At 53.1% G+C, this 26,805-nt stretch carries 23 protein-coding genes; 15 read left to right on the forward strand and 8 right to left on the reverse strand.

Annotated features, from left to right (window positions below; translation table 11 throughout):
* Positions 1-6 precede the first annotated feature (6 nt).
* Together PMI03_RS06590 and PMI03_RS06595 are read right to left on the reverse strand one after the other, a co-directional pair.
* The gene (locus tag PMI03_RS06590; protein ID WP_007691120.1) at positions 7-1,224 is read right to left on the reverse strand and encodes a S41 family peptidase; all 1,218 of its coding nucleotides are present in this window, start codon (positions 1,222-1,224) and stop codon (positions 7-9) included.
* A 210-nt stretch (positions 1,225-1,434) separates the two neighbouring features.
* Positions 1,435-2,379, reverse strand: a complete 945-nt coding sequence (locus PMI03_RS06595; protein WP_039973656.1) for an aminoglycoside phosphotransferase family protein — start codon at positions 2,377-2,379, stop codon at positions 1,435-1,437.
* 245 nt (positions 2,380-2,624) lie between these two features.
* On the opposite strand from PMI03_RS06595, the gene PMI03_RS06600 reads away from it, so the two are divergent.
* The gene (locus tag PMI03_RS06600; protein ID WP_007691125.1) at positions 2,625-3,377 is read left to right on the forward strand and encodes a hypothetical protein; all 753 of its coding nucleotides are present in this window, start codon (positions 2,625-2,627) and stop codon (positions 3,375-3,377) included.
* A 102-nt stretch (positions 3,378-3,479) separates the two neighbouring features.
* Here PMI03_RS06600 and PMI03_RS06605 read toward each other — a convergent pair whose 3' ends face one another.
* A complete protein-coding gene (locus PMI03_RS06605) occupies positions 3,480-3,734 on the reverse strand; it encodes a hypothetical protein (RefSeq protein WP_007691128.1) in 255 nt (84 codons plus the stop codon).
* 1,131 nt (positions 3,735-4,865) lie between these two features.
* Between PMI03_RS06605 and PMI03_RS06610 the strand changes: the two genes are divergently transcribed.
* From PMI03_RS06610 to PMI03_RS06660, 9 genes are all read left to right on the forward strand, one after another.
* Positions 4,866-6,074 (forward strand): trypsin-like peptidase domain-containing protein, encoded by a 1,209-nt coding sequence (locus PMI03_RS06610; protein WP_007691130.1) that lies wholly within the window; start codon positions 4,866-4,868, stop codon positions 6,072-6,074.
* Positions 6,075-6,097: 23 nt separating this feature from the next.
* The gene (locus tag PMI03_RS06615) at positions 6,098-6,400 is read left to right on the forward strand and encodes a transposase (RefSeq protein ID WP_081500794.1); all 303 of its coding nucleotides are present in this window, start codon (positions 6,098-6,100) and stop codon (positions 6,398-6,400) included.
* Positions 6,367-6,966 (forward strand): hypothetical protein, encoded by a 600-nt coding sequence (locus PMI03_RS31540; RefSeq protein WP_309574331.1) that lies wholly within the window; start codon positions 6,367-6,369, stop codon positions 6,964-6,966. The genes PMI03_RS06615 and PMI03_RS31540 overlap by 34 nt, the downstream gene beginning before the upstream one ends.
* Positions 6,963-7,514: a phospholipase D family protein gene (locus PMI03_RS06625; protein ID WP_052034261.1), complete on the forward strand. Its 552-nt coding sequence runs from the start codon at positions 6,963-6,965 to the stop codon at positions 7,512-7,514. Before PMI03_RS31540 ends, PMI03_RS06625 begins: the two co-directional genes overlap by 4 nt.
* A gap of 212 nt (positions 7,515-7,726) precedes the next feature.
* The gene (locus tag PMI03_RS06630) at positions 7,727-8,242 is read left to right on the forward strand and encodes a hypothetical protein (RefSeq protein ID WP_007691137.1); all 516 of its coding nucleotides are present in this window, start codon (positions 7,727-7,729) and stop codon (positions 8,240-8,242) included.
* Positions 8,243-9,212: 970 nt separating this feature from the next.
* Positions 9,213-10,619 (forward strand): His-Xaa-Ser system radical SAM maturase HxsB, encoded by a 1,407-nt coding sequence (gene hxsB, locus PMI03_RS06645; RefSeq protein WP_007691140.1) that lies wholly within the window; start codon positions 9,213-9,215, stop codon positions 10,617-10,619.
* On the forward strand, positions 10,616-11,698 hold the full coding sequence (hxsC, locus tag PMI03_RS06650) for a His-Xaa-Ser system radical SAM maturase HxsC (protein WP_007691145.1): 1,083 nt from the start codon (positions 10,616-10,618) through the stop codon (positions 11,696-11,698). The genes hxsB and hxsC overlap by 4 nt, the downstream gene beginning before the upstream one ends.
* Positions 11,695-12,342, forward strand: a complete 648-nt coding sequence (hxsA, locus tag PMI03_RS06655; RefSeq protein WP_007691146.1) for a His-Xaa-Ser repeat protein HxsA — start codon at positions 11,695-11,697, stop codon at positions 12,340-12,342. Before hxsC ends, hxsA begins: the two co-directional genes overlap by 4 nt.
* A gap of 23 nt (positions 12,343-12,365) precedes the next feature.
* On the forward strand, positions 12,366-13,526 hold the full coding sequence (locus PMI03_RS06660; RefSeq protein WP_007691147.1) for a hypothetical protein: 1,161 nt from the start codon (positions 12,366-12,368) through the stop codon (positions 13,524-13,526).
* Here the strand turns inward: PMI03_RS06660 and PMI03_RS06665 are convergent, their stop codons facing one another.
* A complete protein-coding gene (locus tag PMI03_RS06665; RefSeq protein ID WP_007691148.1) occupies positions 13,527-15,389 on the reverse strand; it encodes an SH3 domain-containing protein in 1,863 nt (620 codons plus the stop codon). It abuts the gene before it with no gap.
* A 361-nt stretch (positions 15,390-15,750) separates the two neighbouring features.
* Here PMI03_RS06665 and PMI03_RS06670 point away from each other — a divergent pair, with 361 nt between their 5' ends.
* The 3 genes from PMI03_RS06670 to PMI03_RS06680 all read left to right on the forward strand — a co-directional run bounded on the left by PMI03_RS06670 (position 15,751) and on the right by PMI03_RS06680 (position 18,486).
* Entirely contained in the window at positions 15,751-16,737 is a 987-nt protein-coding gene (locus tag PMI03_RS06670) for a hypothetical protein (protein WP_007691149.1), read from the forward strand.
* 79 nt (positions 16,738-16,816) lie between these two features.
* The gene (locus PMI03_RS06675; protein WP_234906977.1) at positions 16,817-17,812 is read left to right on the forward strand and encodes a hypothetical protein; all 996 of its coding nucleotides are present in this window, start codon (positions 16,817-16,819) and stop codon (positions 17,810-17,812) included.
* Positions 17,809-18,486: a hypothetical protein gene (locus PMI03_RS06680; protein WP_007691152.1), complete on the forward strand. Its 678-nt coding sequence runs from the start codon at positions 17,809-17,811 to the stop codon at positions 18,484-18,486. The genes PMI03_RS06675 and PMI03_RS06680 overlap by 4 nt, the downstream gene beginning before the upstream one ends.
* A 291-nt stretch (positions 18,487-18,777) precedes the next feature.
* Here the strand turns inward: PMI03_RS06680 and PMI03_RS06685 are convergent, their stop codons facing one another.
* Complete coding sequence (locus tag PMI03_RS06685; RefSeq protein ID WP_141685872.1) at positions 18,778-20,217, reverse strand: reverse transcriptase domain-containing protein; 1,440 nt, start codon at positions 20,215-20,217, stop codon at positions 18,778-18,780.
* Positions 20,218-20,479: 262 nt separating this feature from the next.
* On the opposite strand from PMI03_RS06685, the gene PMI03_RS31545 reads away from it, so the two are divergent.
* The gene (locus PMI03_RS31545) at positions 20,480-20,755 is read left to right on the forward strand and encodes a hypothetical protein (protein WP_141685870.1); all 276 of its coding nucleotides are present in this window, start codon (positions 20,480-20,482) and stop codon (positions 20,753-20,755) included.
* Positions 20,756-20,957: 202 nt separating this feature from the next.
* Here PMI03_RS31545 and PMI03_RS06695 read toward each other — a convergent pair whose 3' ends face one another.
* The 3 genes from PMI03_RS06695 to PMI03_RS06705 all read right to left on the reverse strand — a co-directional run bounded on the left by PMI03_RS06695 (position 20,958) and on the right by PMI03_RS06705 (position 24,307).
* A complete protein-coding gene (locus PMI03_RS06695) occupies positions 20,958-21,770 on the reverse strand; it encodes a metallophosphoesterase (RefSeq protein ID WP_007691157.1) in 813 nt (270 codons plus the stop codon).
* A 222-nt stretch (positions 21,771-21,992) separates the two neighbouring features.
* Positions 21,993-23,981: an AAA family ATPase gene (locus PMI03_RS06700; protein ID WP_007691159.1), complete on the reverse strand. Its 1,989-nt coding sequence runs from the start codon at positions 23,979-23,981 to the stop codon at positions 21,993-21,995.
* A gap of 20 nt (positions 23,982-24,001) precedes the next feature.
* The gene (locus tag PMI03_RS06705) at positions 24,002-24,307 is read right to left on the reverse strand and encodes a hypothetical protein (RefSeq protein WP_007691160.1); all 306 of its coding nucleotides are present in this window, start codon (positions 24,305-24,307) and stop codon (positions 24,002-24,004) included.
* A 154-nt stretch (positions 24,308-24,461) separates the two neighbouring features.
* On the opposite strand from PMI03_RS06705, the gene PMI03_RS06710 reads away from it, so the two are divergent.
* Entirely contained in the window at positions 24,462-24,980 is a 519-nt protein-coding gene (locus PMI03_RS06710) for a helix-turn-helix domain-containing protein (protein ID WP_039973659.1), read from the forward strand.
* The last annotated feature ends 1,825 nt before the right edge of the window (positions 24,981-26,805 follow it).

The following is a 26,805-nucleotide window of genomic DNA, read 5'->3' on the forward strand; positions in this document are numbered from 1 at the left end:
AGCGGGCTATTGGGCTAGTGCCGTTTTTGCTGCAAGTTCGAGCTGAGTGTCGACGTCGCTCCTCAACTCATCTCGCGTCAGGGGAATTGACTTGTCAGGTTTTACGCCTACGCCTTCGAATTGACGACCATCGGGAAAATATTCGCGTTTGGAGGATACTCTGAACGACATACCGAACTCCGTGAAATTGACAAAGTATGGTTGTCCCGTCGATCCAAAACTAGGTTCGCCGAGCACAAGGCCTCGCTCGCCATCCTTGAAGCGCAAGGCGAAATCTTCGCAAGCTGAAGCGCTGCCACCATTGATCAGCAGCGCTATCTTTCCCTTCCATGCGTGGGGGCAAGGCAGCGTTACGTCTGGGCCGCTCTGCATCATCGTTGTCGGCAATGCAGGGATGCTACCGTAGAAGGAGTTGGAAGCATCGGACTTGGCAATCGTCATGGGCGTGGATACCAATGTGCCGCGACAGGGCTTGGTCATAATGGCGGACAGCAAGTTGCCGGGTGAGCTGCCACCGCCGTTGTCGCGCAGATCGAGGAGGATGGCACGAGCATTTTCCACGCTTCGAATGGCTGCAATCGCAGCTTCCTCATATTTTGGATCGTCAAAGCTTGGAATGCGGATCACCACAAGTCCGTCCGAGCGCTCAACCGTTTCGACTTCGTTTGCGAGCGCAAGGCCGCTTTCCGGTCCAGTCGGTGATGCGGTCAAATCGATTGGCACCTGGCGGCCGTCATCCGTGCCGAGTGTAAAACGTTGCGGCAGCAGAAACGGGCGGAGCCATGTCATCCAATCAAGCGCCGCCAGGCTGGATTGACCGATGTGTTCGCGCACCGCCTCAAGCCATTCGTCGATAGGTTTGCCGTCAACCATGGTCACCACGTCACCAGGGTATAGTTCAGCTATCTTTGATCGGACAAGCGTCCACTGACCGTCGATCCGCCTCATCCTGAACGGTATCGATCCGGCCTGCTGCCTCAATTCTTCGTCCCAAAAGGAGGTATGGCCGTTCCGCAGACTTGCGAAGAAGCGCATGGTAGCCAGGGAAAAAGACTTCCGATCTGGCGCTTCCAATGCCTCTCCAAGATAGGAACGGTAACGCGCCTCGAAGTCATAACCGGGAGGTAATCCTTCCGCATGCGCAAAGTAGCGCCTGATCGCATGGTAGGTCGTTGCGGCGATATAGGCGCGATCTGTGATATCCGGGTCACGAAACTGGATCATATGGGCTGTCTCGCCATCAGCTACGGCATGTCACCTTTTGCTAGGTCATGACACAACAGGGTTCAGGAAGATTTAATCAACGGTGTGCTTCGAGCGGCAGCGTCGTCCGCGACAACAATGCCAGCGATCCTGATCCTTGGTGTTTGCCGAGATGCAATTGCTTCAAAACACTGCTCCTGTTTGAAAGCCATTATTTTGCTGCGTCTATCCTCAAACAATCATCTCGCGCAGATCGCGGATGAGTCCGCCGGGACCGTCCTCGGCGGCTGCATTAACACCAAGCTCCGTTAGCCAACACCACATGCTGACCTTGTGGAAAAGGGTGTAGAGCCAAAGTGCCCTTTCGGTATCAAGGTGATCGACCGGACCGTAGCCGTCTAGAATAGGCTGACAGCTGCGCGGGTCTTCATGCGCAGAGCAGAAAAGAGCCTTGGCAAGGTCGAATAGCCTATCGGCAGCGCGTGCATTTCCAAAATCGACAAGCCCACTCAATTCCAGCTTGCCACTCTTGCCACGCAACGCCAGCACATTGCCCTGATGAAAATCATCGTGGGCAAGGACTGAACCATCGCTCGCACTGAGAAGATCGAAGCTACCTTTGGCAGCCTCTTGCAGACAGCGCACCAACTCGGAGTCACCGCTAAGGTCGCGAAACCGCCGAAAGACATCCTCGAACGCTGTGGTCATATAATCTTCGTTCGTGGATATCGGTTTGTCGATACCGTCGTCATGTAGATAGCCATATGCAGGCATCGGAATCGCATGAATGCTTCTCAGAAGCTTCCCCATCTGACGATAGGCTTGCTTGATATCGGGCTCGGCCATCCAGTGACGGAGCGAGCAGCCGGGAAGATGCGTCAGCAAAGAATAGCGCAATGGGAGGAAGGACCTCGATTCATCGACGCGCAGCCAGGTAGGGACTGGCACCGTCAAATCTTTGAGCCAGGCCGCCACAAGTGCTTCCTTCATGGGAGCCCATTCGGGCTTGTCCGGATAAATTTTAAGGATCAGTGACCCACGACCGGGATCCGCAAGATCGATCTTATAGACCTCCGTGCTGCCGCCCTCCAGTCGGGAGAAACCGTTGAGCTTGAGATCAGGGTCAAGTTGCCGGATCAGCCGCAAAACCGTTGCAGCGTCCAGTTCGAAATCCATCCGTCGTGTCGGTGCCATTGCGTCAAATCCACGTTATCGGACATCTTTGCGGTCTGCAAAATCCGCCGTCCATGGAAGTCGTGATCCCTCCAGTTGGATAACCTCGCGGAGTATATACCGCTGGCACTCTGCGTTTTCGTGATAGCAGGATCGGGGATTTTGCGCGAACTGATATTTTACTTCGCGCTAATACCGCAAGGAGTAGAAAAAGTGAGCGCCGAGTTTACGGGGACTGGAGGTGTGGAATGCCTGGTTGGATAAAGAGGCTTTTGCGTGGCCCTTCATCGAAGGCGAAATTAGTTGAACTGCCTAGTGATGCGAGAGCCAACCTTGCCGCACACTCCCAGGTCAATCTTCAACCAAAATCCATCATGGAAGTTCCGGTGGCACTTCCCGTCTGGTTCAACTTCCCAGCGCATCACAGCAAACCTGCCACTTATGACGGAGTTTTCTGGGAGATCGAACCATGGGGGGAATACCTCTATTATCTGGCTGGCGCGTTTCAGAAAAATGAGAAGGGACTTCTGCGTTTCGGCACCGCTCCGTTGGAAATCCGAGCCGAACGCAATTTCGAGACCGACGCGATACGCGCACGTTTACAAGACGGAGACCGCGCACATATGGAGGTCCGCAGCAGCGAGCCTTGGAAGGGTATGACGGTTTATGACGCCTGCGACCTCTTGCTCCCCGAAGCACAGGCATCAGGTAACGAGAATTGGATCGGAGCATTCGAAAGCGTGCCTTCTGATGTCCGAGAGGGGCGCTCGCGCTTGATCTTTGGTCTCCACTCTCAGACCGGCGAACCCTTTGTTGAAGTTATCTACGAACGCTACTATCCGATATCCGCAGATTGCCGAGAGCCATTCCTCTTCGAAGTTAAAACCCAATGCAGGCTTCCGGACGTCGCAGTCGATGATGTTGTCAAGCTACATGAGGAAGTAGCCGTCAAATATCGCGATGTGCCTCCGACGCGTGTGAGTGGCGCAATAAAAATGTGAGTCGTTCGGCATGTTATCTTTTGAAACGCTAATCTGAATCGATAGCTCGTCGTGAGACGATCACGATGATGGCTATTCGGATGACTGATTTGAGACCACATATCATCCAACGGCAGCGGTACGAGGTTCCATCATGATCGCCTCGATCCCGGCTGCCTCGTCTTCGAAGAAGGAACGGCGTGCTTTCCCTAGACGATAGTCATTCCATCTGTGCACGACACAAAACCATTGAGCTTCATCGTGGCCAACGTCGTATCCTAGTCCGCCCCATTTCACACATCCTGGGAATTCGCAGAAGTGATCCGCCTGCGCCATTTCGTCGGCGGAGCGTGCTATCTGTGCGGTATCGTCAGCCATGGGGAAATCCTTCGAAGTTGAGCACGACCGACTCCTGGAGCCAAGCGTCGGGCTTTGGAATCACCATAGCAGGGTAGGGATTCGTTGGTTAACGGAGGGTTCTCCGCATGCGCCAATTTACGCTCGTGGGAAGCCGATATCCGTCGCTACCGAGCCAACAATCATCTGCAAGGTATGGCCACTGGCCGAATTGGAGTTACGCAGCCATCAATGGTCGGCAGGGTAGCAAGAATTCGGCGGGCCAACAGCCCTTACGGCAAACGCCCAACTCAGCATCTTCGCTATTTCTATAGATTCCAGAAATTCGGGAGGGGGGTCAAATATCTGATTTTTCACAGAGATCGGGAGGTCGCTTTCGCGCAATCCACTAAGATTTCACGCCAATCCACTAACTTTTGACACAGAATAGAGCCGAACCCTACGGAAGCTTCTTTTCGAAGAATCCGAATTATATCTGCAGACGATGTCCTATTGTTCGGCTATTCCGTTCAAACTTAAGCCTCCGAAAAGGCTAATCTAAAAAATTTGGTCTCGATGTGGCCGGGCTTCCATGCTGAAAGCAATGGTTGGACGAGCCATGAGATGCGCCAAGTGCCCAGGGAAGTCGCGAAAGCACGCAGCTGGATTAATCGACAATCTCGCACAATCGCGGTTCCAGACCGTCAGCACAGCGCAACGGTTAACAGGTTAGGGGTCGATGCACTTTCCGGGTGGTTCGAACAATCGAAGCGGAGACCTCGGGCCTTAAGTCTCCAAGAGAATCCGAGGCGGGCGGTGTCACTCAGAATTCGTTAAAGCCGAACAAGTGCGGAAAAAATCGCAGATTATCCGGAAATGCCGAAATAACGCTTACGGCCGAGACGATCTGAGACCAGGTCTGTCGTGCATCTTCCCAGCATAGCTATTTGGGATTTATTCGACAAATCCGAACTAAATGGTGTGTTGTCCGATCATTCTTCGGTTATTCCGAATAGTGTAATGGCTGCATTCGTTCAAATAGCTGCTATCGCCGCGCGTCGGGCTATTATCCAAGGTGAACTCCGAACCCCAAAAACTTAACTCTGCCTACAATAGACGGTTGCATTGTCGCGCCGCTGAGTTCTAGTGTCCTGGTGCTCTGGGGAACTTCGTATGTCGCTTTTGTCTCGCGTCTTTTTGGCTTTTATTTCGTGCGCCAGCATCGCGTCGAATTGCTTGGCCGACACCCCGACCTTTTCTGGCACTGGCTTTGCTGTCACCAGCGACGGATGGCTGCTCACGAATGCCCACGTCGTCGAAGGATGTACGCGGATCGAAGTGAAGGGGAAGGGCGATGCGACCGATCCCCGTATCGACTCGAACAATGACCTCGCGCTGATCAAGATCGCCGCCCCGGAACCGCTTAAGCCCATCGTCTTTCGACGCGCCCCGACGAGACTTGGTGAGGATCTGGTCGCCATCGGCTACCCGCTTGCCACCCTGCTGGCTGACTCAGTGAAGGTAACAACCGGGAACGTCAACGCGCTCGCCGGGCTGCGAAACGATACGAGGTACATCCAGATATCGACGCCGATCCAGCCAGGGAATTCTGGCGGCCCGATAGTTGATCACGACGGGTTTCTAATGGGGATCACCACAGCGACGCTTTCAAAGGAGACTGCCGACCAAATCGGTATAACCGCACAGAATGTGAACTTTGCGATACGGGCTTCGGTCGCGGACCTATTCATGCAGTCGCAGAGTATTGTAAGCCAGTTCGGCGACAAAGCTGCAGATCTGCAGCCGATCTCCACGGCCGATCTTGCCGAAAAACTGACGCCCTCTGTGTTTCAGATCCTCTGCTATGGCAAACCGGAGGGACAGGCGTCCGCCAAACCTCCCGAAGCTTCGACAAGTCTCCCTGTTCCGCCCGCCGTCGCTGCACTTATCGACGCCCGTGGTTATGATGCGATTGGCTTCGACTACAGGACCGTAAAGGACGTCACCTATGCCGATTGCCACCAAATTTGCGAAGGCGAGGACCGTTGCAAGGCGGTTACCTACAACACAAAATACGGCGTCTGCTTTCTAAAAGACAACGTCGTCGCCTTGATCAGAAATAGCGATGCCATTGCGGCTTACTCCTCTACGAAGGCGGCCAGTGTCATACTGTCCGATTTCAGCAGCTATTCGGGCATGGACACTCCTGGCGGAGACTATAAGCGGTTGCGGGACACAAACTACCTGGAATGCTTCACGGCCTGTATCGGTGACAACGCTTGCAAGGCGTTCTCCTACATCCCCAAGAAGTCGGAATGCTGGCTCAAGGATTCGCTTGGCCATCCACGCATCACGAAGGGTGTTGAGCTAGGCGTGAAATAGCGCGATGCGAATGGTCGGTAGTCATGCTTTGCTTTATCCCAACAGGTGTTGAAGCCTCTGATTACACGGCGGTACCCGAATTGTTGGCCGGATTTGCCAATAAGCCACGACGTTTGCTCGCCGACAAAGGATACGACGCAGACGCCATTCGCAAGGCGTTGCTTCTGCACGGCACGTGTCCGGTCATTCCATCGCGATCAACTAGAAAAAAGCCGCCACCTCGCGATTACACAGCTTATAAGGATCGTAACGGCATCGAGCGTGTGTTCAACAGGATAACGCAGTTTGCCGTGTGGCTTCAGAAGAACGCAAAGATCGCTTTATGAACGACGCATTAAAAATAAAAGCTGTACGCTGGAGCATTGGGGTCGCTAAACTCGTGGCCTTCATTTTAGCGTTTCTTTCCGTGACGGCCTTTCTTGCAGGCGGATTCGCGCATGGTTTTGTCCCATCGACAGACTGGATGAAAGCCACAAATTCCTTACGCTTCGCTGTTGTCTTGATCTCAGTAGTGCTGGCACTAGGTGCGGCTCTGAAGTTTTTGTTCGAGAGCAACGAAGGCGAGTTAAAGAAGGTCGGCGCAGTTCTGATCGCGCCATTCATAGGTTACGCGTTCGCAAGCGCGTCTATTGTTGGCGCTCCAATCATATTAGCTATATTCGCGGGCCATCATGTTGAGCTTCCTTATAAGGTGGCGCAAGCTAATGGAAAGGATCGCAAGGGGTGCAGGTCACCGGTGGATCTCCAGGATCTCCCTTTCTTTTTCAGCAGCCTTTGCGGGGTTTCCGAAGAATTCAGAGAGAGCCTGAGGCCAGGCATGCCGATTATCGTGGAGGGGCGCGGTACGAGCTACGGTGTTTATGCAAGCGATTTCCGCAGGATGGGACCTTGAGCTTGAACCTTCGGCGCATCATATCTTCCGCAGTCCTGTCAGTCTTATTGCTAAGTATAAATCCCGCGTTTTCGGGCCAGCCTACGACCGCTCAAGTCAGCGTCTGCTTCACCCCAGCGGAGCGATGCGAGAGCCGCATAGTCGACACAATAGACAAGGCGAAAACGTCAATTCGAGTGCAGGCTTACGCTTTCACGTCATTGCCGATTATCCATGCTCTTCAAAAGGCGGCGGAGCGTGGGGTGGAGGTGCTGGCCATTCTCGATAAGGTCAACGAACGAAAATATTCCGGTGCCACACTCCTGGAGGCTGCTGGAATACCGGTCTGGATCGATTTTGAACCGACTATCGCCCACAACAAAGTCATTGTCATTGATGAGCATCTTGTCATGGGCGGCTCGTATAATTACACGGCCTCGGCGCAAAAACGGAATGCCGAGAATGTCACCTTCACGGTGAGCCGAGAGATTGCTAGGGAGTTTCTCAGAAATTGGGACAGCAGGCTGAAGGACTCACGACCCTTCGAAGGGAAGGCTGCGGACAAATGACAATTCAATCACGCTTATGAGACACTACATATTTGCGGCTTATGACCGTGGCTGTTCGTGTCTTCGGTCATGCCTCGTCTTCCTAAAACTGCTCGTCGTCGGCGGACTTGGAACAAGGGAGTAAGCCAGTTTTTAACTATCTCCGTTTGTTTTGCTTTTATTTTACTCAATTATCGATTGCAGAACGAAAGTGATGTCCGGGGAGTTTTTTTATGAAGAGCGCAATTCTAGCAGCTCTAATTTCGAGTTGTTTGTTTTCGTCTGAAGCTTCAGCCACCTGGTTTGCCAGGACTGACAGTGGAGGCAAGCTTCTCGTGACCGGTGTGGCTGAAAATCCAGACCAGTCGGTTGCATCCGTTTATCTTACTTGCGAAGGCAGTATTGTGAGCGTTGAGGTCTTAACCGAGATGAATGCTTCGGCGATTGATATTGCGGACTACCACGGTACCAAAATCGTTTTGGGGTATAAAACCAAAGACGGTGAAGCGAAGAAAATGGGCCTGAATGGTGAGCCGGTCTTGTCGGCGGGTGATGGTGTAGCCATCCGAGCAAAGCTGACCGCTGAGCAGTCGTCAGCACTCTACAATTCAATCGGGCGCGGCAGGCGTCTGGACGTCGAATTGATACATCCAGAGCTTACCGATGACACAGGAGTCAAAAAGGTTATGGCCGATGGGTTTACGTCTGCGCTGATGGCCATGAGTAAAGCCTGCCCTGGCTTAGAATAGTTATTTCCCAGCCTTTCGCCATCCGGCGGCTCTTGCCTCGCTCTCCGAGCAGAACCAACGCTCGCCTTTGCTATAGGTGATCAAGGTTTCGACGTAATATTCTTGTCCTGGCATGTGGTAGATTTTCTCGCCACTGTTGTACGAGATGTTTCCTTTAATATTGCATGCTGAATTATAAAGCTCGCGCGGGACGAGCGTGTATCCGCCAGAAGCCAGGAATATGGCTGCCGAACTGCTAATGACAAATAACGCAAACTTGCTCATGAGAAGAAGATAGCGGAAAACAACTGAGGATTGCTTTCTGCTATCGGTAGAAGTTTAGCAAAGCAAACGCCTTCGAAAGCTCATCACTGTTGGGGGTCTGCTCCCGTGAGAACAAGTTTGAAATTGTGTCTTGTGTATGAGAACACCTCGCTGACCAGAGCTTTGCCCAGGTCCTCGCGTGACGTGCACCCAATTCCACAGGTCGAAGTTTCAGCCTATCCAACTCCTGGTTCAGCCGAGTGACATCGAACGTGCCGCACGTCCGTCTTGCTCAAAGCCTACGCGTCCGGTTGAGAACGGTGCTATCTATCGGATGGTGGGAGCGTCGGGTGGACCGTTCCAGCGACCTACGATACAACCCTCTGGTGATTATTGGGCGGCATGACTACAATCGAACAGCCGAGGGAATCGATTGCGGTATGACCATGGAATCAACAGAACTCAGCACTCCGAGCCAACAATGTCGATGCACGGTAATCGAGATCGATGAAGTACATCGGTGTTACCTCGCGGCCGCCATAATCCGTTTCAACGCGTTGCATGCTGGGACGAGCGTTACCGTGTCAGACCAAATTACGCTTTTTGATGACGGCACGTCATTGGTCGACGCGTTGATTGCGGACTTCTACCACTGTCTCTACCGGGAAAAAGTCTATAGCGAGACGCTTCCCCTTCGACGGGCGCTGATCAGTGGTGTCCTTGGGCGATGACCATCTTCCCTCTCAAGTTCACGCGATTGGCCGCTGATTATTTGTTCGTGGACGATGCTGGTGGCTATTTTCGCGCGGATCACCACTTCCTTGACCGATACGCCACTGACAATTTGACAGGGTCGGATGCCGACTTTCTCCTGAAGAATGGACACGCCTTCGAAGAAGTAGATGACGCCGCCTACCAGGGATTCTCCTATCGATGGGCGCAGAGGCTTCATCGTCCCCAAGGGCTGAACTACGTCATCCTCGTGCCGACACTTCGTTGCAACTTGGCATGCGGTTACTGCCAGGTGTCCCGCGTGAACGAGAAGACCAGCGGCTTCGACTGGACCGACGACATGCTGGCCCAAGTTCTTCGCTTCCTCGACGGCATGGACTGTACAGATGCGAAGATCGAGTTTCAGGGCGGGGAGCCGTTGTTGCGATTGGACCTGCTGCAGAAGGTTCGAGAGTTTGCTCGTAGCAAGTTCAGGGATGTCACCTTCACGGTGTGCAGCAACTTGCAGTCCGTTTCCGACGAAGCCTGGGCGTTTCTCGATGCACCAGACACGTTTGTGAGTACGTCACTGGATGGAGACCTTTCCGTCCACCAACGGCAGCGGACGGTCACGTCCGCTAAGACGGAGCAATTTGTTTCGAACCTTACAAACGCCATTGCCCGCCTTGGGCAGAGCAGGGTGTCCGCGTTGCCCACGCTCGACATCAACAATCTGCCCGCACCGAAGGAAATCATTGAAACCTTCGGCAGCTTTGGCTTTCGCTCTGTCTTCTTGCGCCCCATCAACCACCAAGGTTTCGCCCGGAAACGATACCAGACGATTGGCCAGGAGGAGCGATGGAACGACTACCACGGCCGTTTCGTCGACGCGTTGATCGAGCATAATTGGACAGCGGCCGTCCCAGTAGAGGAATTCTATTTCACGCATTGTCTTCGACGGGTTCTGCGCGGCGGCCACAATAATCATGTGGACCTTCGCAATCCAAACGTACTTGGCATGGATTATCTGGTCATCGATTTCGACGGGACCCTCTATCCGACCGATGAAGCACGGATGGTCACGCGGGTCGGGCAAATTGATCTGAGCGTTGGCACCATCTGGGACGGCATTGATCAATCAAAGTTGGATGTGCTGAACGAGGAGGCGACGAACACCTTCCATCCGGATTGCATCCACTGTCCATACCAGGCGGCCTGTGGCATCGATGTGATTGACGACCTGTCCCGATACGGGCGCATCGACATGCCGAAGCATGATACCGCGTTCTGCCGACGTCACACCGCGATCTTTGAGAGGATTTTTAAGCTTCTCTATTCGGATGACGAAAAGGTTCATAAGAGCCTCGCGATATGGGCTGGGTTTCCGAAGTTTGAGCCGTCATTGGCCCCGGTGCTCGTATGATTGATTTGCGCCTCAGGATCGATGACGTCCCAATCGACCACCCGTGTATCGTTCGTTTACGCACGGAGGCTGTCGAGAGCGAACATGATGCAATCCTGATCGAAAGTGATGAGGAGGGTCAGACCTTCGATCTCGCAGGCTATTCGCTTCGCGTCCAATGTGATCCCGGCACCGATTTGGACGGCGACGTTCTCCTCCTAATTCCAGGACGAAAGTCCGCTCATCGATTGGTGCGATCACGGTCCCGGCACAACACTTTCCTGGTCACGGAGCAGTGTGATCAACTCTGTGTCATGTGCTCGCAGCCTCCCAAGAAACACCACGCCGACCTCTTCGACCAATTCATCGTTGCTGCAACACTGGCTCCTCAAGACACGCGGATCACGATATCGGGCGGCGAGCCGCTACTGCACAAAAAGAGGCTGTTTCAGTTCCTGATGGTTGCCGCCAAAGCTCGGCCGGATATTTCTTTCCACGTTCTGACGAATGGTCAGTTTTTCGAGCCGGATGATGTTTCCGTATTGGACGAGGTTGGGCGAGATCGCATTTTATGGGGTATTCCGCTCTATGCACCTCAGGCTGATCTTCACGACAGTATCGTTGGAAAGTCAGGTGCCTTCAAAAGGTTGCAGCAGAGTTTTGCGACGTTGATGAAGGCAGGAGCGGCCGTTGAGCTTCGCACAGTTGTCCTTCAGCAGAACTGGGATGCATTGCCTGAGCTTGCGAACTATGTGTCAACGCGGCTGCCATTTATCGATGTTTGGGCGATCATGCAGCTTGAAAATATTGGCTACGGCCGGATGAACTGGGCGCATTCTTTCAAGGATACATCGTTGGATTTCGATCAGATTCGTCGGGCGATCAATCTCGCGATGGGGCGTGGCGTACAAACGTTGCTTTATAATTTCCCGCTTTGCACAGTCCCTTCACAGTACCGGTACCTGGCACCGAGTACGATTTCAGACTGGAAGAACAAATTCCTGGATCAGTGCGCCGGATGCTCGCTGCGATCTACTTGTGGTGGATTTTTTGAGTGGTATGATACTGATCAGGGGTTTAGGGGACTCTCTCCGCAATGAAGAAGCGTAAGGTTTACCTAGTGTCGTCCTTGATCGCGGCCGGGTTCATGCCGTCGAAAAGCGATGCAGCGCCCATTACCGGCCTCACCGAAAAGAAACCCGTGAACACTCTCTTCGAGCGGCTGCGGGTCAAACAGGTCTACACTTTGGCGGGTCACAGTTCGCATTCGAGCCACGCAAGTCATGCCAGTCACGCAAGCCATGCTTCCGCTTCCGGCGGTGGTTATAGTTTACCACGTGGCGACTATGGCAGTGGCGGCACTACCTATACGCCGCCGGACCCAACGCCGCGCTACACGCCCAATCCAGGGCCAGTGGTCAGAAGTCCAACCTCTATACCCAATATACCAGCGACGACTTCAACTGGCACCTATCCAGTACAGACGGCCCCTCAGTCGTCCTCAGCGAGCGATGATCCCGCGCCTTTGAAGACTTTACCTGGCAATTCCGGCAAGTTCCGTCGGATCGTCATCCAGGTGCAAACCGCGCTGATCGCATTTGGCTATTTCGGTGGCCCAATCACAGGACAGGTCGACGCGGCTACAAGGGGCGGGCTAAATAAAATGCAAGCGGCCTATGGCCTGAAGATGACGGGAACAATCACGCCGCAGGTCCTGACAGCTTTTGGGATTGCAACAAATTGATCGGATGGATCAGGACGGACGCGATGCGGTGGTTTGTGTTCTTTTCCGTTATCGTCACATCGATCACCTTGGTGCCAAGCCTTGGCCACGCTGCCATCACATTTGCCCACTTAAGAGCCGCAAATAACGATATCTTGCTGATCCAGGGAACGTTTGAAACGAGTGATCTCCCTGACAAGCTCGAAGCCGAGGTCAAGAGCAGCCCTCCGAAGTTTATCGCTTTCAGTTCACCCGGCGGCGACGTCGACGCCGCAATGGGATACGGCCGGGCAATTCGTCGCCTGAAACTCTCGACGCTTCAGGTCTCAGGGTCAAAATGCAATGCAGCATGCTTGTTCGCGTTCGTCGGTGGCGTTCGGCGTTTTGCTGAAGACGGTTCAGTGATCGTGAACCGCAATCTTCTGTCGCCTGGACCTACTGGTCAGCAGGCAAACGCGGACAAATTGAAAACCTATTTCACAGAGATGGGCCTCGACCCAACATTTTTCACATTCGTTACTGGTCTTGCCGATGGTGATCGGTGGGTGCTGTCGCTGATCGACATGGCTGGCTTCGGTATCGTAACTGGGCAGCCTACGCCCTATGTGGCACCGACAATGGAGGAGACCGCCGTTTCCGACGAAGCCCCTTCGGCATCATCAAATGTGGCTGCACTCCAGTTCTTTCAGGAAATGCAGCGGACTTGGTCGACCAATGAGGGAATGTCGTTCCTCACAAACAATTACGCTGATTCCGTTGTCTATTATGGCTCTCTGCGCTTGAAGGCGGATGTTCTGAAAGAGAAACAGCAGTTCGCGACCCGCTGGCCGGTTCGTATATATGCAATTCGGCCCGGTACGGCGCAGGCATCGTGTTTTGATACCTGTGCTGTCTTCGCGGTTATCGACTGGTACACCTACAGCCCATCTCGTAAGAAATCGTCCGCAGGCGCGGTAAATGCCGTGATGACCTGGGATCCGACGACGCATAAGATTTTGGCAGAGAACGGTAAGGTCACGACCAGCGACAAGTCCGTGGTTGGCCCTGATCGAATTATTCGTCGATGGTTGACTGACAGCGCTGCGTGCTCGCTGTCTTTCTCGCAGGATGCATGCAGCTCGCAATCGCTGCTACTGACTCAACTGGCCAATGGCGGTTGGTGCCGAAAATCAGATGCGACCTGGGGTCAATGCACCCTTCAGTAGCTATCGACCGCCTTGACGTGGTGGTGGCGTGTACGTGTTCTGCGTCTTTTTTTGCGCGGGTGCGGCCGTTTGAAGCGAGACCGGACGTTGGCTAAGGACTTCCTTCGGCACCCATCCAATTGCTGACGGACCACCCGAGACGTGGACCCATCCGCCTTCTGTCTCAAGGACGGCGAGCAAAGCATTTTGCCCAACCACTCCGACAGGAACGTATTTTGATCCCGGACCTTCCCGCAGCTGGATGGGTAGCTTGAGATAGGCGAATTTCGGCTCCGACGGGACGACATAGGGCAAGGCAGGCGGTTCGATTGATGCAACTGCGGGTGACGTGTCGGGTGCGGTCGCGGCAGCCGCAAGCGTTTCAAAGGCAGCAGGATCGGGAGTTGGCTCCTGCTCTGGTTGAAGGCGGCTGGAGGACGCCTGATCAACCGTCGGTGCCGAGGCTTGAGTACTTGAAGCTTGAGTACTCGACGCTTTGGCGGGTTGCACAGTTTGATCGGGGCTGGATGAAGAGGTTGTCGACATCGCTGCGGACGATTGCGGTGGAACTTGCCCTGCGCCGTTGCCGAAAACGGCCTGTGTTGTACTTGGCTTCGTCGAATGCCCAGCGTTTTGGAACAGGGCAATTGCAACAGGGAGACCAAAGATACCGGCGACAATAAGTGCTGTAGCGCGAACGCTATTCTTTGGCTGAGACACGGTAGGTAAAACGGAACCTGGTGCGGATTGCTGCGACGACGGTGTCGCCATCGCCGGGATTGCTTTCAGAGCCTCCGAGGCTTCGGTTTTTGCCCTCGCCAATGCCCGGCAGCCGTCAACAAAGCCGGACAGCTTGCCAACTTGTGAAAATTCCAGCACCTCGTTCAGACCGCTGTCGCTTTGTAAATGGAGGGTGTCGTAGAGACAAACGGGCAGTTGGCGGTTATTTCGAAAGCGTCGATCAGGTCCACCGCTCTTGTTCGGATGCTGCCAGGTGTGATCGACGATTTTTGCGTCGCGTGGGACGTGGCCATCTTCAATAAATCGCGATTCTTGCCAACGAACGCGAAGGTCGGAGTACGATACCGCTCCGAAGCGTGAATTATGGGCGATCAGGGCAACGTCGGGCATAAAGTATATGACCTGCTTGCCGACCTGCATCGAAGGTGGCGTGATGTTACTTTTGATGACCTTCGGCAAAGCGTAGCCGAGCTTCGTCGCTGTGCGTTTGACCAGATGGGAAGCACCCGCATTCCGTTTCCAAGTCGTAAGATCATTGATCGCACCGCCAGCCTCAATATGCCATTTCCCGGCACAGCCGTTTAGGCCATCGAACGCTGCGACAATGTCCTTGTAGGCTTGCTCAACAGGGCCATCGATATCGTAAAATAGGACAGTCGACCGACGGTAGGAGTCTAGCCATGATCCGATAGCCCAGGCGGGTAGGGCGGCGATTAGGACCCAAATTCCTACCGGTGATGCTCTCACAACCAGCAAAATGCCGAGCAGAGCAAAAATCCATCCGAAAAGTGCAGACAAACGCCATTGACTGGCCTTCGCATTGATTTCGTCGAGCAGATCGCTGAATTTCTCGTCGCGCATCTCCATGACGTCGCCGGACTCGATCTCCATCATGTTCACGGTGGATTCTTCGAAAGTGACCTGCACCGAAGGAGGGGGGTGTCGCGCTACATGATGACGCTTGCCCGCAGAGCCAAGTGACGCACGATAGTAAAGGCCGCCGCGTCCGGCATGGACATAATGACCTCGTGGTCCGGTACCGACGCGAAGCCCTTTCACGCCGACGGAGACGCCGACGCCACCTTTGGAAAAATTAAACCGAAATGGCCCCGCCTTGACCGATTTTCGAATGTAAAATGGCACGCTCGCCCCCAGCACTGCAACGGATGGATGTTACATGGTTTCCTCGTTGCAACGAATGGCTTTGTGATCAAAGAAATAGTTTTTTGGGCGAGGTAGGTCAGGTTCGAAAACCATACCAGTACCATAATCGGAATCGAGCCCTCCTCCGAGAGGTGAAGGGCTCCCATCTGGAGTGTGGCCTGCGCCTGGGGGAATTGCATCAGGGACCGGATGTCGGATGGAACGAAGCGCCGTGGAGGCCGAAAATCTATTGTCATCTTGTGGACAGCTTGCTTGCTAACGGAAACCGTGGCTATTCAACTTGAAATTGCGCTGCCACTGTTGCTCATTACCACTAATGATTCTCGCAAGGCATAAATGAATGGCTGAGACTGCTAATATAGCCCGCATGGCGGAAAAGCTTTCGGACGAAATTTTCGAGGAGTTCATGTGGCGCAAGGCCGGGCCAATGAATCAAAACTGGCCGTGCGAACATGAAGAGGCACATGGCGTGTCTCAACATCCAACCGACGTGGTTTTCTTCTATGACGAACCTTATTCAGAAGCTCGTCGTCACATTCAGTGCGATCTTAAGAGCTACGCCAAGGCCTCGATCACTAAATCTAGCATGAAGGCCGCAGCATTAAGCTTGGCGATGCAAGTCACCTGTGCCGAGACGAGTGAGCGGTGGCAACAGCTGTACGTCGACAAGGATGTTACTGCAGCAATCGCGGGCCTGCTCTTTGTCTATAATCATGACGATGAGTTTGACAAGGATTTCGACCGACTTCTTGCCGATATTAAGAACGAAGAACTCAATCTAAATGAAGAGTCGCGACTTTTCATTATGGGACCAGAGCTTATCAATTGGCTGAACAGGGTCGCCACTGAAATCAAGATGATGCGCGGCAAGGCGGAGCTTCCGGATAGAGAGGCGACGTATTTTTATTATCCCCAGCTGGTTCGAACTCCTTACGTTCAAATCGTGCAGGCTCGATCTGCGACCCTTGAAATGCTGACGTCCCCGTGGATCGTGCTTCGTCACGAAAGCAAGAAGACGGGAAGGAAGGGTGTGGTAATTTTTCACAAGAGGCCAACCTCGCAGGACGGTTTGGTCTATCTCCTAGATTACCTCAGACAACACGAACTATTAATTCCCCAATTGGAAGTGCTAATCAAGGTTCCAGAAGCCGATAAAGACGCCTCCATCATTCTTCAGAAGGCGATCAACAGCTATATTGACAATATAAGCGGTTCGAATGCCGACTCTGATATCGCAGCATTACTGAAAAAAATTAAACTGGATTTCGTTCCTGAAAATAAAAGTTCATTTTCTGAAATACAGATAGGTATGGATTATGCGAGATAAGAGAACTCAGCTGTATGCAACCGACAAAGACCTTTTCGATCTACTTATCTCTCCGAAGCAGAGGATCACTGAACGTGTGATGCTTGAACTCGCCCGTGACAGGGGTATTTTCTGCTCGCACAAGGCTTCAAGAGAGGAGTTGGCAAGCTACCTTTCGGGCTTAACCCACGACCTCAATGATGTTGAAGGCCTCATCAAGCAGGGGGAGTCCGGCACAAGAGGGGAAAAAACGACATTCCTGACAATTGGCGCGGAGATTGACGCGGCAAGCATACGACGGGCCGTCAACGAATACGCAAAGGCGGCGGGGACCGAAATAGTCGCGCAACCCGTATCGGGCGCAACAAAGGTTAGCACTAGCATTCAATACGACGAGTTTGATTACTCCCGCACCAACCTTCTTCAGCGACAGACAAAGGTGGCTGATATCGAGTTCAGCATGAGCGATGGACAGGTCCGTGTTCGTTTGCCGTCTACCGATAAGGCAAAGGATATTGTCGCCAAGATTATTGATCTTGTGGAACGCGACAAGAAGACGACCTTGCCGCAAACGCAGGTAACTGTCGACGATCTGCCACCGGAGTACCGCACGCGGTTTTTCCTACATCTTACGACGAAGATGCCTGGCTATCGCACGGATACTGTCACGAAGCTCAAGGTCGCCGCGAAAAATCCCGCGCCGGAAGACGACGACGACGATGCTACCGACGAGGCTGAATCAAAGATGCTTCATCTCGTCCAGAATGTTGCCCTGACTGGCGAAAACCTGCTCGTTTCTCCCCAGTATCGGCAACTGACCGAAAGCGGCTTCTTTGTCACATCTATGACTTGGCGAGCAACGCAATTGGACGAGCCGCAGGATCGGGTGCAGTTCGACGTGTCGTTCGAAAATGGTCGTGCGGGCACCGGTTTTCGCTATCTCATGCGGATAGCAGAGAGATCATCGAGACACACCTATCCGCAGAATTTTAGCGCTCCGAGCGACGGGCGGAAACGGCATCTATTCAGCTTGGTTGAAAGCACCGCCCATTCTGTTGTGGCAGCATTACGTGCCGAACTGGATGACGCGAAATGACCAAGGTTCGCTGGTTCGACTTGAAGACAAAAATGCATATGCGGACCCTCGCTGAGCGGCTTGGTGAACGGAAGTATAATCGCGACATTGGAGATGGCTTTCAGATCGACAAAATTCGGGCCAACAGCATTTCCGGCGAGTACATCCAGCGTGTTCATTATGCAGAAGAAGTCATCGACCCCGCCGGTCAGCGGGAAACCTTCGAAAGATTTGAATATCGGCGCATGCGGTTTGCCGTCAATGATGGGATGAATCGCATAGAGTTCTGGGATAGCGGCCGCCAACAGAACCGTTTGATAACGCAGTTGTTAGAGGCTTCAAATTTCGATCTGACCATTACGCCTATCTCACTTAACCCTCAGGCCTGGGCCAAGGCGTTTCAAGCGGCCATTGATATCAAAACCAAAGTGGACAGCATCCATACGAGAAACATCCGAATCGGAGAGGGGGCCGTCGCACATCTGCAGATTGAAGGTACGTCCGACCTGACCGCCGCACTCATAGAATATAGCGGACGGAGTGATCTCGTGCCTGACAAGGTCCGGCTTCGTATGCAAGATAGACTTGGCACTGTAACCTTCGCTTCTTCCGCAGTAATTGATGTCAAAGCGCGAGACACGCTGCCTTTTATCGAGGTTGCGAGGAAGACTCTTGATATTGCGCTTAAAATATAAATCGAAGAGATGCTTCGGCCCTGGCATCATCCGTAAGCGGCGTGCCGCCCGTACCTTGACGGAAATCATCGGTAGATTTGATGCGCGTAGCATATCCTTGGCGTCAGTTAGCCTGAAAATGTCGTATCGCAGCTTCTCGAACATCAAGGAGGGAAACACATGACCGAAGGTTTTGTTTGCGCCAGGGGCGCTCGGTGTACGATCCTTCTTCACAGAGATACGACGCTCCCTCGTTGGCGGCTGGCCGACTAGTTTGGCTTCAGGTTTTGTGCTGATGCGAAGGATGTTTTCTCAACCCGCCAATTTCACCAACTCTCTTTCAAGGCGTTCCATTATTGAATGCCGTAGCCCAGACACCTGACGCAGAATTGGCTTTCCCAGAGGTCCCATCGCTTTTGACGCCCGTTTCGCGTAGGTGGTGAATGTCCAGGAACGATAGTCATCTGATTTACTTTTGAAATCTTCGACTGGGCCAAAAGCCTGGATCAGCTCCTCAACGTTGACGCGGCCCAGAATGTCGGTTGCCGTTTTGCCGCTGTAGCGTTTCACAAAGCGTATCGCAGCTGCCTGACTTACTGAGGCAATCTTGCGGTGCAAGTTGCTCATCGTTTTGTCGCGGATGTAAAGTTGACGACCGTCGTAGCGAAATCCAAGGTACTCGAATGGCTTATTAAACGTCGGCTTATCATCGTTTCCTGTCGCCTTAATCACCGTCACGATTTGCCGGGTACCATCCTGCACGAACTGATGAATTGCGGACTTTTTCTCCTTTATTATCAATCCGTGACCAAGGTCGGTGATCGCTGAGCGCACGTCGGCCTCTAGCGCAATAGCCTCATCGCTGGAAATAGGAGCAATAATAAGAATATCGTCCGAATACCTGAAATAGGTGCCGCCTATTTTTTCACAAATGTCCCGGACATATTTGTCGAATTCCAGGAGATAGGCGTTCGCTAGAAGGTCTGAGAGCGGTGCCCCTTGGGGAACGCCTATGCCGGTTTTGTTGACATGTATAATATCCGGCGTTGGCCATGCAATCTTCTCACGGAAAGTCTTACCGTCACAAAGCTTGATTGGAATTTCATCGCGGGCACAAAGATAGCCCGGGCGCTCCTTTCCGTGCCGGTCCTTCTTAATACCGTAAAAGCCTAATCGCTCGTACGCATCCTGAACATTGATGAAAGCGTACTGAGTTATGGATTGGAAGACTTTGAAGTGGTCGGGGGGAAGTCTCGATTGGCCAATTAAGCCTGCCCAAGTCGCTCTCAGGTGACTGTGATCGAGATTTTCGAAGAAGCTACTAATATCTAGAGCGACCGAACAGCAATTTTTGAGATTCTGTACACACTCGGTAGCAGCAAGAGCAAATTCTATATTGCTCTTTCCACCGATTCCGGTCGATTTGGGAATTCGCCGGTACGCTATGACCGAATCCGTGAGACGCTCTGCATTCAGTTGATCTTCGTAAGGCTGAGAGAGCAGATATCTATAGTATGAAAATATGCAGCTATCGAGCCGTGCCGCAAATCTGATCGGTCGATCTTTCCTCTCGCCGTGGAAGCCCTTTCGGGCAAAACGCGTCCAGCCTTCATCATATTTGAGAAATGGGTAAAATGTGTGTGTTGCCACATTTGCCGCTTGCATTACGAACTGCCCAGCGGCTTCAGGTGTTACTACAGGATCAAAATGTGGATAAAACCTGATCACAGCGGTCCAAGGCTTCACCAACATCTCCTGTGATGATGCGAGAGGCGGCAAGAGCACCGTGTGCATCGGTTATGCCCTTGCCCCCAACTGTTTATAACGGGTCTATCCTACCCTTGGGCACAATTATCGAGAATATATACTATGATAGCTGGACGAAGATATTGTCTTCGCTGGCCTTCAGCATACAGCTTCACACGGAGGTCCGGATGGACATCATCGCACTACTGCTGGCAGCTTTCGGGCTTGACAGCTTCAAGCAAAACTCTGCTCCCCCCGGTTGCCCATCGTGATCAGATTGGTTGCACATAAGTATCAACAAACCGGCGTTCAAGTGAACGATATGTTATTTTTCAGCTTAAATTTGCGATCCGCGACAAATAATCTGCCTGTTGATTTTTGTATGCTGAAAGTCCCGGAGAGAGACAAATGGGCGATGGCGGCAGGCGTTATCGTTGCCATCCGAACAGAGCGGCCCTGCGTTCCCGGTCTTGCCTCCGGCGAAATAGCAGATTTGCATGAGCGGCACGGCATTGTGCGGCTGGAGCGCGATCCTCGTTTTTAGGGTGGTTGGTCCGCATGCCTGCCCTTAGGCCTCTTCATCGCAAGGCGCTTAAGCTAGTCATCCAATATCATTAGGTTGGAGTTGCCTCAGTCATCCGAGGACTATCGGATAGACGTAGAAGTGTTTGCTCTGAGCTATGTCGACCGATTATTGATCAAGCTTGAGTCGTCGCGCAAGCGAAGCAGCCGCGTCGAAACAATTTCTATAAATCGATGGCTAAGTCGGAGCGAAATCCTGACGTATCCCGCTCGCGACTATATCCTCGTGGATTGCAGATTACCCTGGTCTTGTCCGCCATATAGTCGCGGGCCGAATGGATATGACCATGAATCCAGACCGACGGCCGTCGCCGCGCAATCAGGTCAGATAGATCACTGGCAAACGCAGCGTTGGTGGCGTGGCCGTAGAACCGGGGATCGAAGCTTTCAATCAGCGGTGCATGATGCGTGACGACGACCGTCCGACCGTCGAACGGCTTCGACAATTGCTGATCGATATATGATCGGCTTGCGATGTGGCGATTGAGAATCTCGTGCACAGTTACCAGCCCGATTTCACCCGATTGGCGTTCGTCGGATCGGAATATCGCGTGGAAATCTGCCATCTGCCATGGCACGAGTTCAAAGGCTTTCGCCCGCCGCTCCTCTGGCGGAATGTGCTCGTCGCCGCCAATCGGGACAGAGAAATCCGTCCAAAGGGTAGCGCCGACAAACCGGCATCCCGCGATCTCAATGCTTTCATTTTCAAGGAGATGGATGCGGCTGCCCCGGACAAGGTGGCGGGCTCTTTCCAGCGCGAAATCGATACTTGAACCGTAAAAATCATGATTTCCAAGCGTTAAGACGACAGGCATATGCGGCTCGATATTCCGCTGCAGGTAAGCGATGCTCGTCGAGATATCGTTCGAGATATCACCGGCACAGATGCAGATATCTGCGTCCGGGATATGAAGGGACGTACCCAAAAGAGTGTCCATAGGGGAGGTGTGGATGTCGCTGACGATCCATGCTCGCATTCGGCCGTTCCTTTCATGAAGACAAAGGGGGAGTGGTGACGCGCCGGGATTTCCGCCGCTGTCTCTTTAGTTTTGAGTTTTCGGGGCCCCGGTTACGTCAGCCGGATTTCACATCGTGTCCGCCATGTGCCTGGAATTCAGGTTCGGCACCATGGATCACGACAACGACCTGAGAAGGCTCTCTTTGGGTTTCGACAAAGGAAACGCAGCGAGAAATAGTGCTCAACATTTCCTTGCCTCGTTCCCATCCGAAATGTCTGCTCCCGGCCAGAGCATTTTCAGATCGTTTCCTTGAAGGGTTTTCATTTCGGCTAGCTTTACGGCAACCTGAACCAGGCTCGTTTCCAGGCCGCTGAGCATGTCAAAAGCTCGGTCGTACTGTTGTTGAAGCAGTTCGTTGACCTCAGCTTCCAGACGCTGGTCCTGCCAAAGGTCAAGAGGACTGTTGGTATCGACCGATCCAGGAAGATAGTAGCGCGAACTCCCAAAGCCGTGCTCGGTCACCATTTTTACAGCGAGCGACGTCGCCTTTGCGAAGTCACTGTCTTTGCTTCCTGAAGACATTGTCGAGGTATCCTTGAAAAACACCTCCTCTGCCGCAGCGCCAGCAAGATGAAAGGTGATCATTTTCATCATCTCCCATCGCGTCCAGAACGGTCGCTCAGGAAGCTCGATGACGGTAATGCCGTGAGCGTCAAGCTCAGTTGAAAAGGTCTCGATATTATCAAAAATTTCGACCCTCTCGACGCGACCGACCTTCAGCATGTGCGCCACGAGCGCATGTCCGGCCTCGTGGGTGGCAATCCGCAGTAGGTGGTCAAAGTTCAGTGCGGGCAGCGGCGCGATTTTACTCCGGATGTCGTCTATTGTTACAGGCCGGTGCTCCCTTCGGGCGACCCGGCGGGCCTCTCTTGCCAGGCGCTCTAAATCCGCTCCGCTTTTTCCAGGAAGTCTAGCCGCGATTTTCTTGAGGGCAGGGTCTTCCACTAGCGATGGCAAGTGAAATGCAAGGATTTCAGCACGAGCATTCGCGTCCGGCATCGGGAAATAAACGTGTTTTTCCAGACGGCCGCTCCTGATCAGTGCGGGATCGATCTTTTCTGGGTGATTGCATGCGCCGACGACGATCACGCCTTCACGTCCCTCAACGCCATCGAGGCATTCCAAGAGCCCATTGACGACTTGGGTGGAATAATCTGCATGCCTTGATGGAAATTTCGCCCGGTCGCCAATCGAGTCGAATTCATCGATAAATAGCAAACTCGGCGCATTTTCCTTGGCAGCCGCAAAGCATTTGTACATTTGCTTGAGCAGATCGCCGAGATGCCCATCCTTGCTGCTTTGCCATTTTGCAATCGACGTCGCTTCCAAATGCATCCCGCATTCTGCTGCAAGGGCTGCCGCGAAGCGCGTCTTTCCTGTGCCTGGCGGGCCGTATAGCAAGCATCCTTTGTCGACCTCGGACCAAGGTAGTTTGCCATCGCGCCATTCATGGATGTCGGTCTTTAGCTCCCGCGCCCAAACGCTGGCTTCTCCAAAGCCCTTGGAGACATCGAGTTGCTTGGTATCGTTGGAGCCCGAACGCTGGTAATTTTCCTCTGCAAGCCGGACGGCGATCCTTCTGACAGGCTGACCTATCCGAAAGATCGCTTCCATTCTCTCCGAGGGTTGCGTCGCGATGATCGCAGCTTGGTCGTCAGTAATACTACCGCAGCCTCGCAGTCGTCCGAGCGCCTGGAGATGCCGAATGTCACATAACTTAAGTCGGTCGAGCATCGTCGCTGCAAGCTCGAAATCCTCATGAATAGGCGAGCCTTCAATGAAAAATACGATCAGTTTACCAGACTTTAGGTAGTCGGTTGCGTCGACTTCCCAACTGCCCCGTCTTTGGGTAGTTGGATGCATCAAATAGCGAACATTCTCATCTTTAAAGATAATCTTGACCGCTTCGTTCACGTCCGCCAGTCGCCAATGGCTGGGTACAGCAATTAATGCCACGCAAGAGGGCTCCGAGATCGGACCTATATTTCGCCGAAGAAGGCTTATCAGGGCACAATAGGCAAGGAACTCCCGCGCAGAACCACGTGCGATTGCCGCGCCGCTGTGCTCTGTTCTCAAGAAGCTCGCAGATCGGGAGCCTTTCAGCTGCCGTGATACCTCCTGAAGTTTATAGATGTAATTATCAAGTTGGTTGGCCAAAGACTTGTCCATCGATGTTCTCCGCGCAGGGGTCAGATGTCCAAAAGGCCTTGGTCGAAACGGTACCAGCGGCTGAGCGTCCTCGCGAGCTTTCGCTTTCGGTCGAGATAGAAGAGTTCGGACGTAATCGCCGGGCCGTCCTTGATCGATGGGTGTCCCGAAAACTCTCCGATCAGACACGGGACCGACCGGCTCGCAAGCATGCAGTTCCGGATTGTGACGACGTCATTCGGTGCTGCGTGACCTCCGGGCGCGGCAAGCTGTTCGAGATCGGCCAGCAGTGTTTGAAGCCTGGGAATGATCACGGAGGGTGGGGTTCCGAGCCATCTGTCGTTCATTGAGTGGTTCCTTCTGATTCGTAGGCCGGAAAGTAGCCGTCGGCATAGAAGACTGAGTCGCGACTCAAAATCAAAGGAAAATGACGCAAAATTCCAATTTTAGATGCGGAAGGAATAATGTTGACATTTTCGGCTGTCGCCGTTTTCTCGGGCTATGAATCAGGTCTTTCCTCTATTGCGAGCTGCGCGGTGCCTGCTTGGTTTGAGCCAAGTTGAGGCCGCCAAAGAGTTCGACATAAAGGCCAAGACGATACATCTCTTGGAGGCCGGAAATTACAAGCTTCTGCCGCGCGAGGCCCTGGTGTTAAGAAGCCGTTATCAAGACGCTGGCGTCGAATTTACTGAAGCAACTGACGGGTATGGGGCGGGAGTTCGTTGGAACAAGCCAGGCAACGTACTTGATGACGATACCCTGGACTTCTTCGGGAGCCGAATAATGCGAGCCGCCCGTGGTTTGGCCAACCTTTCGCAACGACAGCTGGCCGAGGCCGCAGATGTTGATCCCAGTTTCATCGCTCGCTTGGAGAAGAACAGATACGGTGCGATTAACGAGGTCACGCTTCGGAAGGTCGAAGCTGGTCTCAGAGCGCACAACGTAGAGATGACACCGGAAACCCTGTCAAAAGGCGCTGGGGTGCGGTGGATTGTTGACCCGGCGTTGCTGGATGCGTGAACTCGGTGTGCCAGAGACCTTGCGCGGCAATTTCGTATTGCGAAAAGGAGAATATCTGCATTTGGGTGCGCCTTCGGCAAGCACATGGATGTGGTAGCAGACTCTGATCAACTATTTATTAGGTGAGAAATTTGCCTGAGGATCATGATACGAAATCTATTGAGCACAGAAAATTGATGGCAGCAGATCTATCCGGCCATCCGGTAGAACTGACTGCCGAATCCGCAACGAGGCGCTTTCGCCTATTGGGTAGACGGCTGGCGATTCCTGTATCGCGCAACCTGGCGAGGGCTTGCCAGATCTGTACTTTCGAGCGATTTCCAGGAACGGAGTACGATTTTCTTCTACGCTATGGCCTAAAGTTGTGGGGACACGCAGATACGCCTTCGGTCATTACAACTTCGTAGACTTGGAGGTTGATGACGAAGCGATCAGCGCGTTTCTCGGAACCCCTGTCGGTGCGAATGATGTATCTGCACTTAGCTACCAAAAACACGGCACGGCAGCATTGGTTTCTTTGGGACCTCAATAAAGCTATCGTCACTATCAAAGCATCGACGGGTGTCGCCGAGGTTCTTAGCATCGTATGGCTATCAGAAAGCAATCTGGGCAGTCTCGCCTCTCGGCTTTGATCCCGCCAATCGAGAATATTTGCTGGAGACGTGTCCCGTATGCAATGACCAACTGACGTTCGCCCAAACACGCGGCATCTATTTCTGCCATGCTTGTGGCGACCCCAATGACGTCGAGCGTGACAGGGTTGACCTTAGGGATTTTCCGCAGTCTCAGGTGGAACTGGAAAGCTTTGAGAACATCGAGTTTGCGTGCTCCCTTATCGACCCGGAGTTGGAACATGGGCGCGAGGTAGTGCGGAGCCTGCATACTGACCTGCGAATTCTTCAGCGGGGTCAGGTTTTCGAATCTATTGTTCTGATCGCTAGGCTTCTCGACGGGCTGGCTAACAAAACTCCAGGCGCTAGCGTGTCGCCTGCAAGCCTTCACGAGGCGACCAGCGGCGTTAGGAGCTGGCCTCAAGGGGGCATCGAGATCGGTGAAAGGGTCAAAGGAGTCTGGAGGAACCGGACACTCCAACACAGTCGCACGTTTCTTCATCCGATAAGCAGGGAGGTGGCGGCCTTTGACGCTTTCTTCGGCATGGACTTCCCCAAGGTATTGCGAAATCAGTTGCGAGCCGGTCTACAGCCCATTGAAAGACAGGTTAGTAAAGAGGTCTCCGAGAGGACGGCTCGATACCGCCGGGCATAGCCCAAGCGGCGAAAATTGGATCGGTCAACTGAGACACGCTCGTCGGATGTTGGGCATCACGCTTAAGGAACTGGCGGAGAAGTCTGGGGTAAACAAGTGTACTATCCTTCGGATAGAAGGTAGCGGTATCAAATGGATACCAGAACAATCAGCGTTACGCATCCGCAAAACGCTTGCTGCCTGCGGAGCCATGATAGTCCCGGAAAGTCGCGATGCCGGAATTGAGGTGCACTGCGCTCTACCACCTCGATTAGGCATCGTCGAAACTCGGCCGCCGTATACCTCTTTACGGAAACGGCGAGCCGAGATCGGAACCACCAGAGAGTGCATACTTGCTCTTGGTTAGGTCGCTTTAGTACGACCCTCAGGGGTGACTTCAGAAGCCAAAGATTTTCTTTTTTTTCTGAATTTCGGCAATTAATCGACCAAGCTTCGAAAACTGGATTTTTTTCACCGGCCTTGAGTTAGCGATCTATCAATAGAATCCAATAGTTAGCCGGGTTCAGATTTTCGTCTCTAGTGGGTCGCCATTGCAATTTTGGTCCGTTCTGGACACATG

This window comes from Rhizobium sp. AP16 (genome assembly GCF_000281735.1).
GTDB lineage: Bacteria > Pseudomonadota > Alphaproteobacteria > Rhizobiales > Rhizobiaceae > Rhizobium > Rhizobium rhizogenes.

Bases quoted from the DNA above. Each gene is read 5' to 3' on its own strand.
- PMI03_RS06615 (WP_081500794.1), top strand. From the start codon at position 6,098: ATGCTTTGCTTTATCCCAACAGGTGTTGAAGCCTCTGATTACACGGCG.
- PMI03_RS06700 (WP_007691159.1), bottom strand. From the start codon at position 23,981: ATGGACAAGTCTTTGGCCAACCAACTTGATAATTACATCTATAAACTT.
- PMI03_RS06695 (WP_007691157.1), bottom strand. From the start codon at position 21,770: ATGCGAGCATGGATCGTCAGCGACATCCACACCTCCCCTATGGACACT.
- PMI03_RS06595 (WP_039973656.1), bottom strand. From the start codon at position 2,379: ATGGATTTCGAACTGGACGCTGCAACGGTTTTGCGGCTGATCCGGCAA.
- PMI03_RS06590 (WP_007691120.1), bottom strand. From the start codon at position 1,224: ATGATCCAGTTTCGTGACCCGGATATCACAGATCGCGCCTATATCGCC.
- hxsA (WP_007691146.1), top strand. From the start codon at position 11,695: ATGAAGAAGCGTAAGGTTTACCTAGTGTCGTCCTTGATCGCGGCCGGG.
- hxsB (WP_007691140.1), top strand. From the start codon at position 9,213: ATGACCATCTTCCCTCTCAAGTTCACGCGATTGGCCGCTGATTATTTG.
- PMI03_RS06710 (WP_039973659.1), top strand. From the start codon at position 24,462: ATGAATCAGGTCTTTCCTCTATTGCGAGCTGCGCGGTGCCTGCTTGGT.
- hxsC (WP_007691145.1), top strand. From the start codon at position 10,616: ATGATTGATTTGCGCCTCAGGATCGATGACGTCCCAATCGACCACCCG.
- PMI03_RS06675 (WP_234906977.1), top strand. From the start codon at position 16,817: ATGCTTGAACTCGCCCGTGACAGGGGTATTTTCTGCTCGCACAAGGCT.
- PMI03_RS06680 (WP_007691152.1), top strand. From the start codon at position 17,809: ATGACCAAGGTTCGCTGGTTCGACTTGAAGACAAAAATGCATATGCGG.
- PMI03_RS06610 (WP_007691130.1), top strand. From the start codon at position 4,866: ATGTCGCTTTTGTCTCGCGTCTTTTTGGCTTTTATTTCGTGCGCCAGC.
- PMI03_RS06685 (WP_141685872.1), bottom strand. From the start codon at position 20,217: ATGTTGGTGAAGCCTTGGACCGCTGTGATCAGGTTTTATCCACATTTT.
- PMI03_RS06705 (WP_007691160.1), bottom strand. From the start codon at position 24,307: ATGAACGACAGATGGCTCGGAACCCCACCCTCCGTGATCATTCCCAGG.
- PMI03_RS06605 (WP_007691128.1), bottom strand. From the start codon at position 3,734: ATGGCTGACGATACCGCACAGATAGCACGCTCCGCCGACGAAATGGCG.
- PMI03_RS06660 (WP_007691147.1), top strand. From the start codon at position 12,366: ATGCGGTGGTTTGTGTTCTTTTCCGTTATCGTCACATCGATCACCTTG.
- PMI03_RS06600 (WP_007691125.1), top strand. From the start codon at position 2,625: ATGCCTGGTTGGATAAAGAGGCTTTTGCGTGGCCCTTCATCGAAGGCG.
- PMI03_RS06670 (WP_007691149.1), top strand. From the start codon at position 15,751: ATGGCTGAGACTGCTAATATAGCCCGCATGGCGGAAAAGCTTTCGGAC.
- PMI03_RS06630 (WP_007691137.1), top strand. From the start codon at position 7,727: ATGAAGAGCGCAATTCTAGCAGCTCTAATTTCGAGTTGTTTGTTTTCG.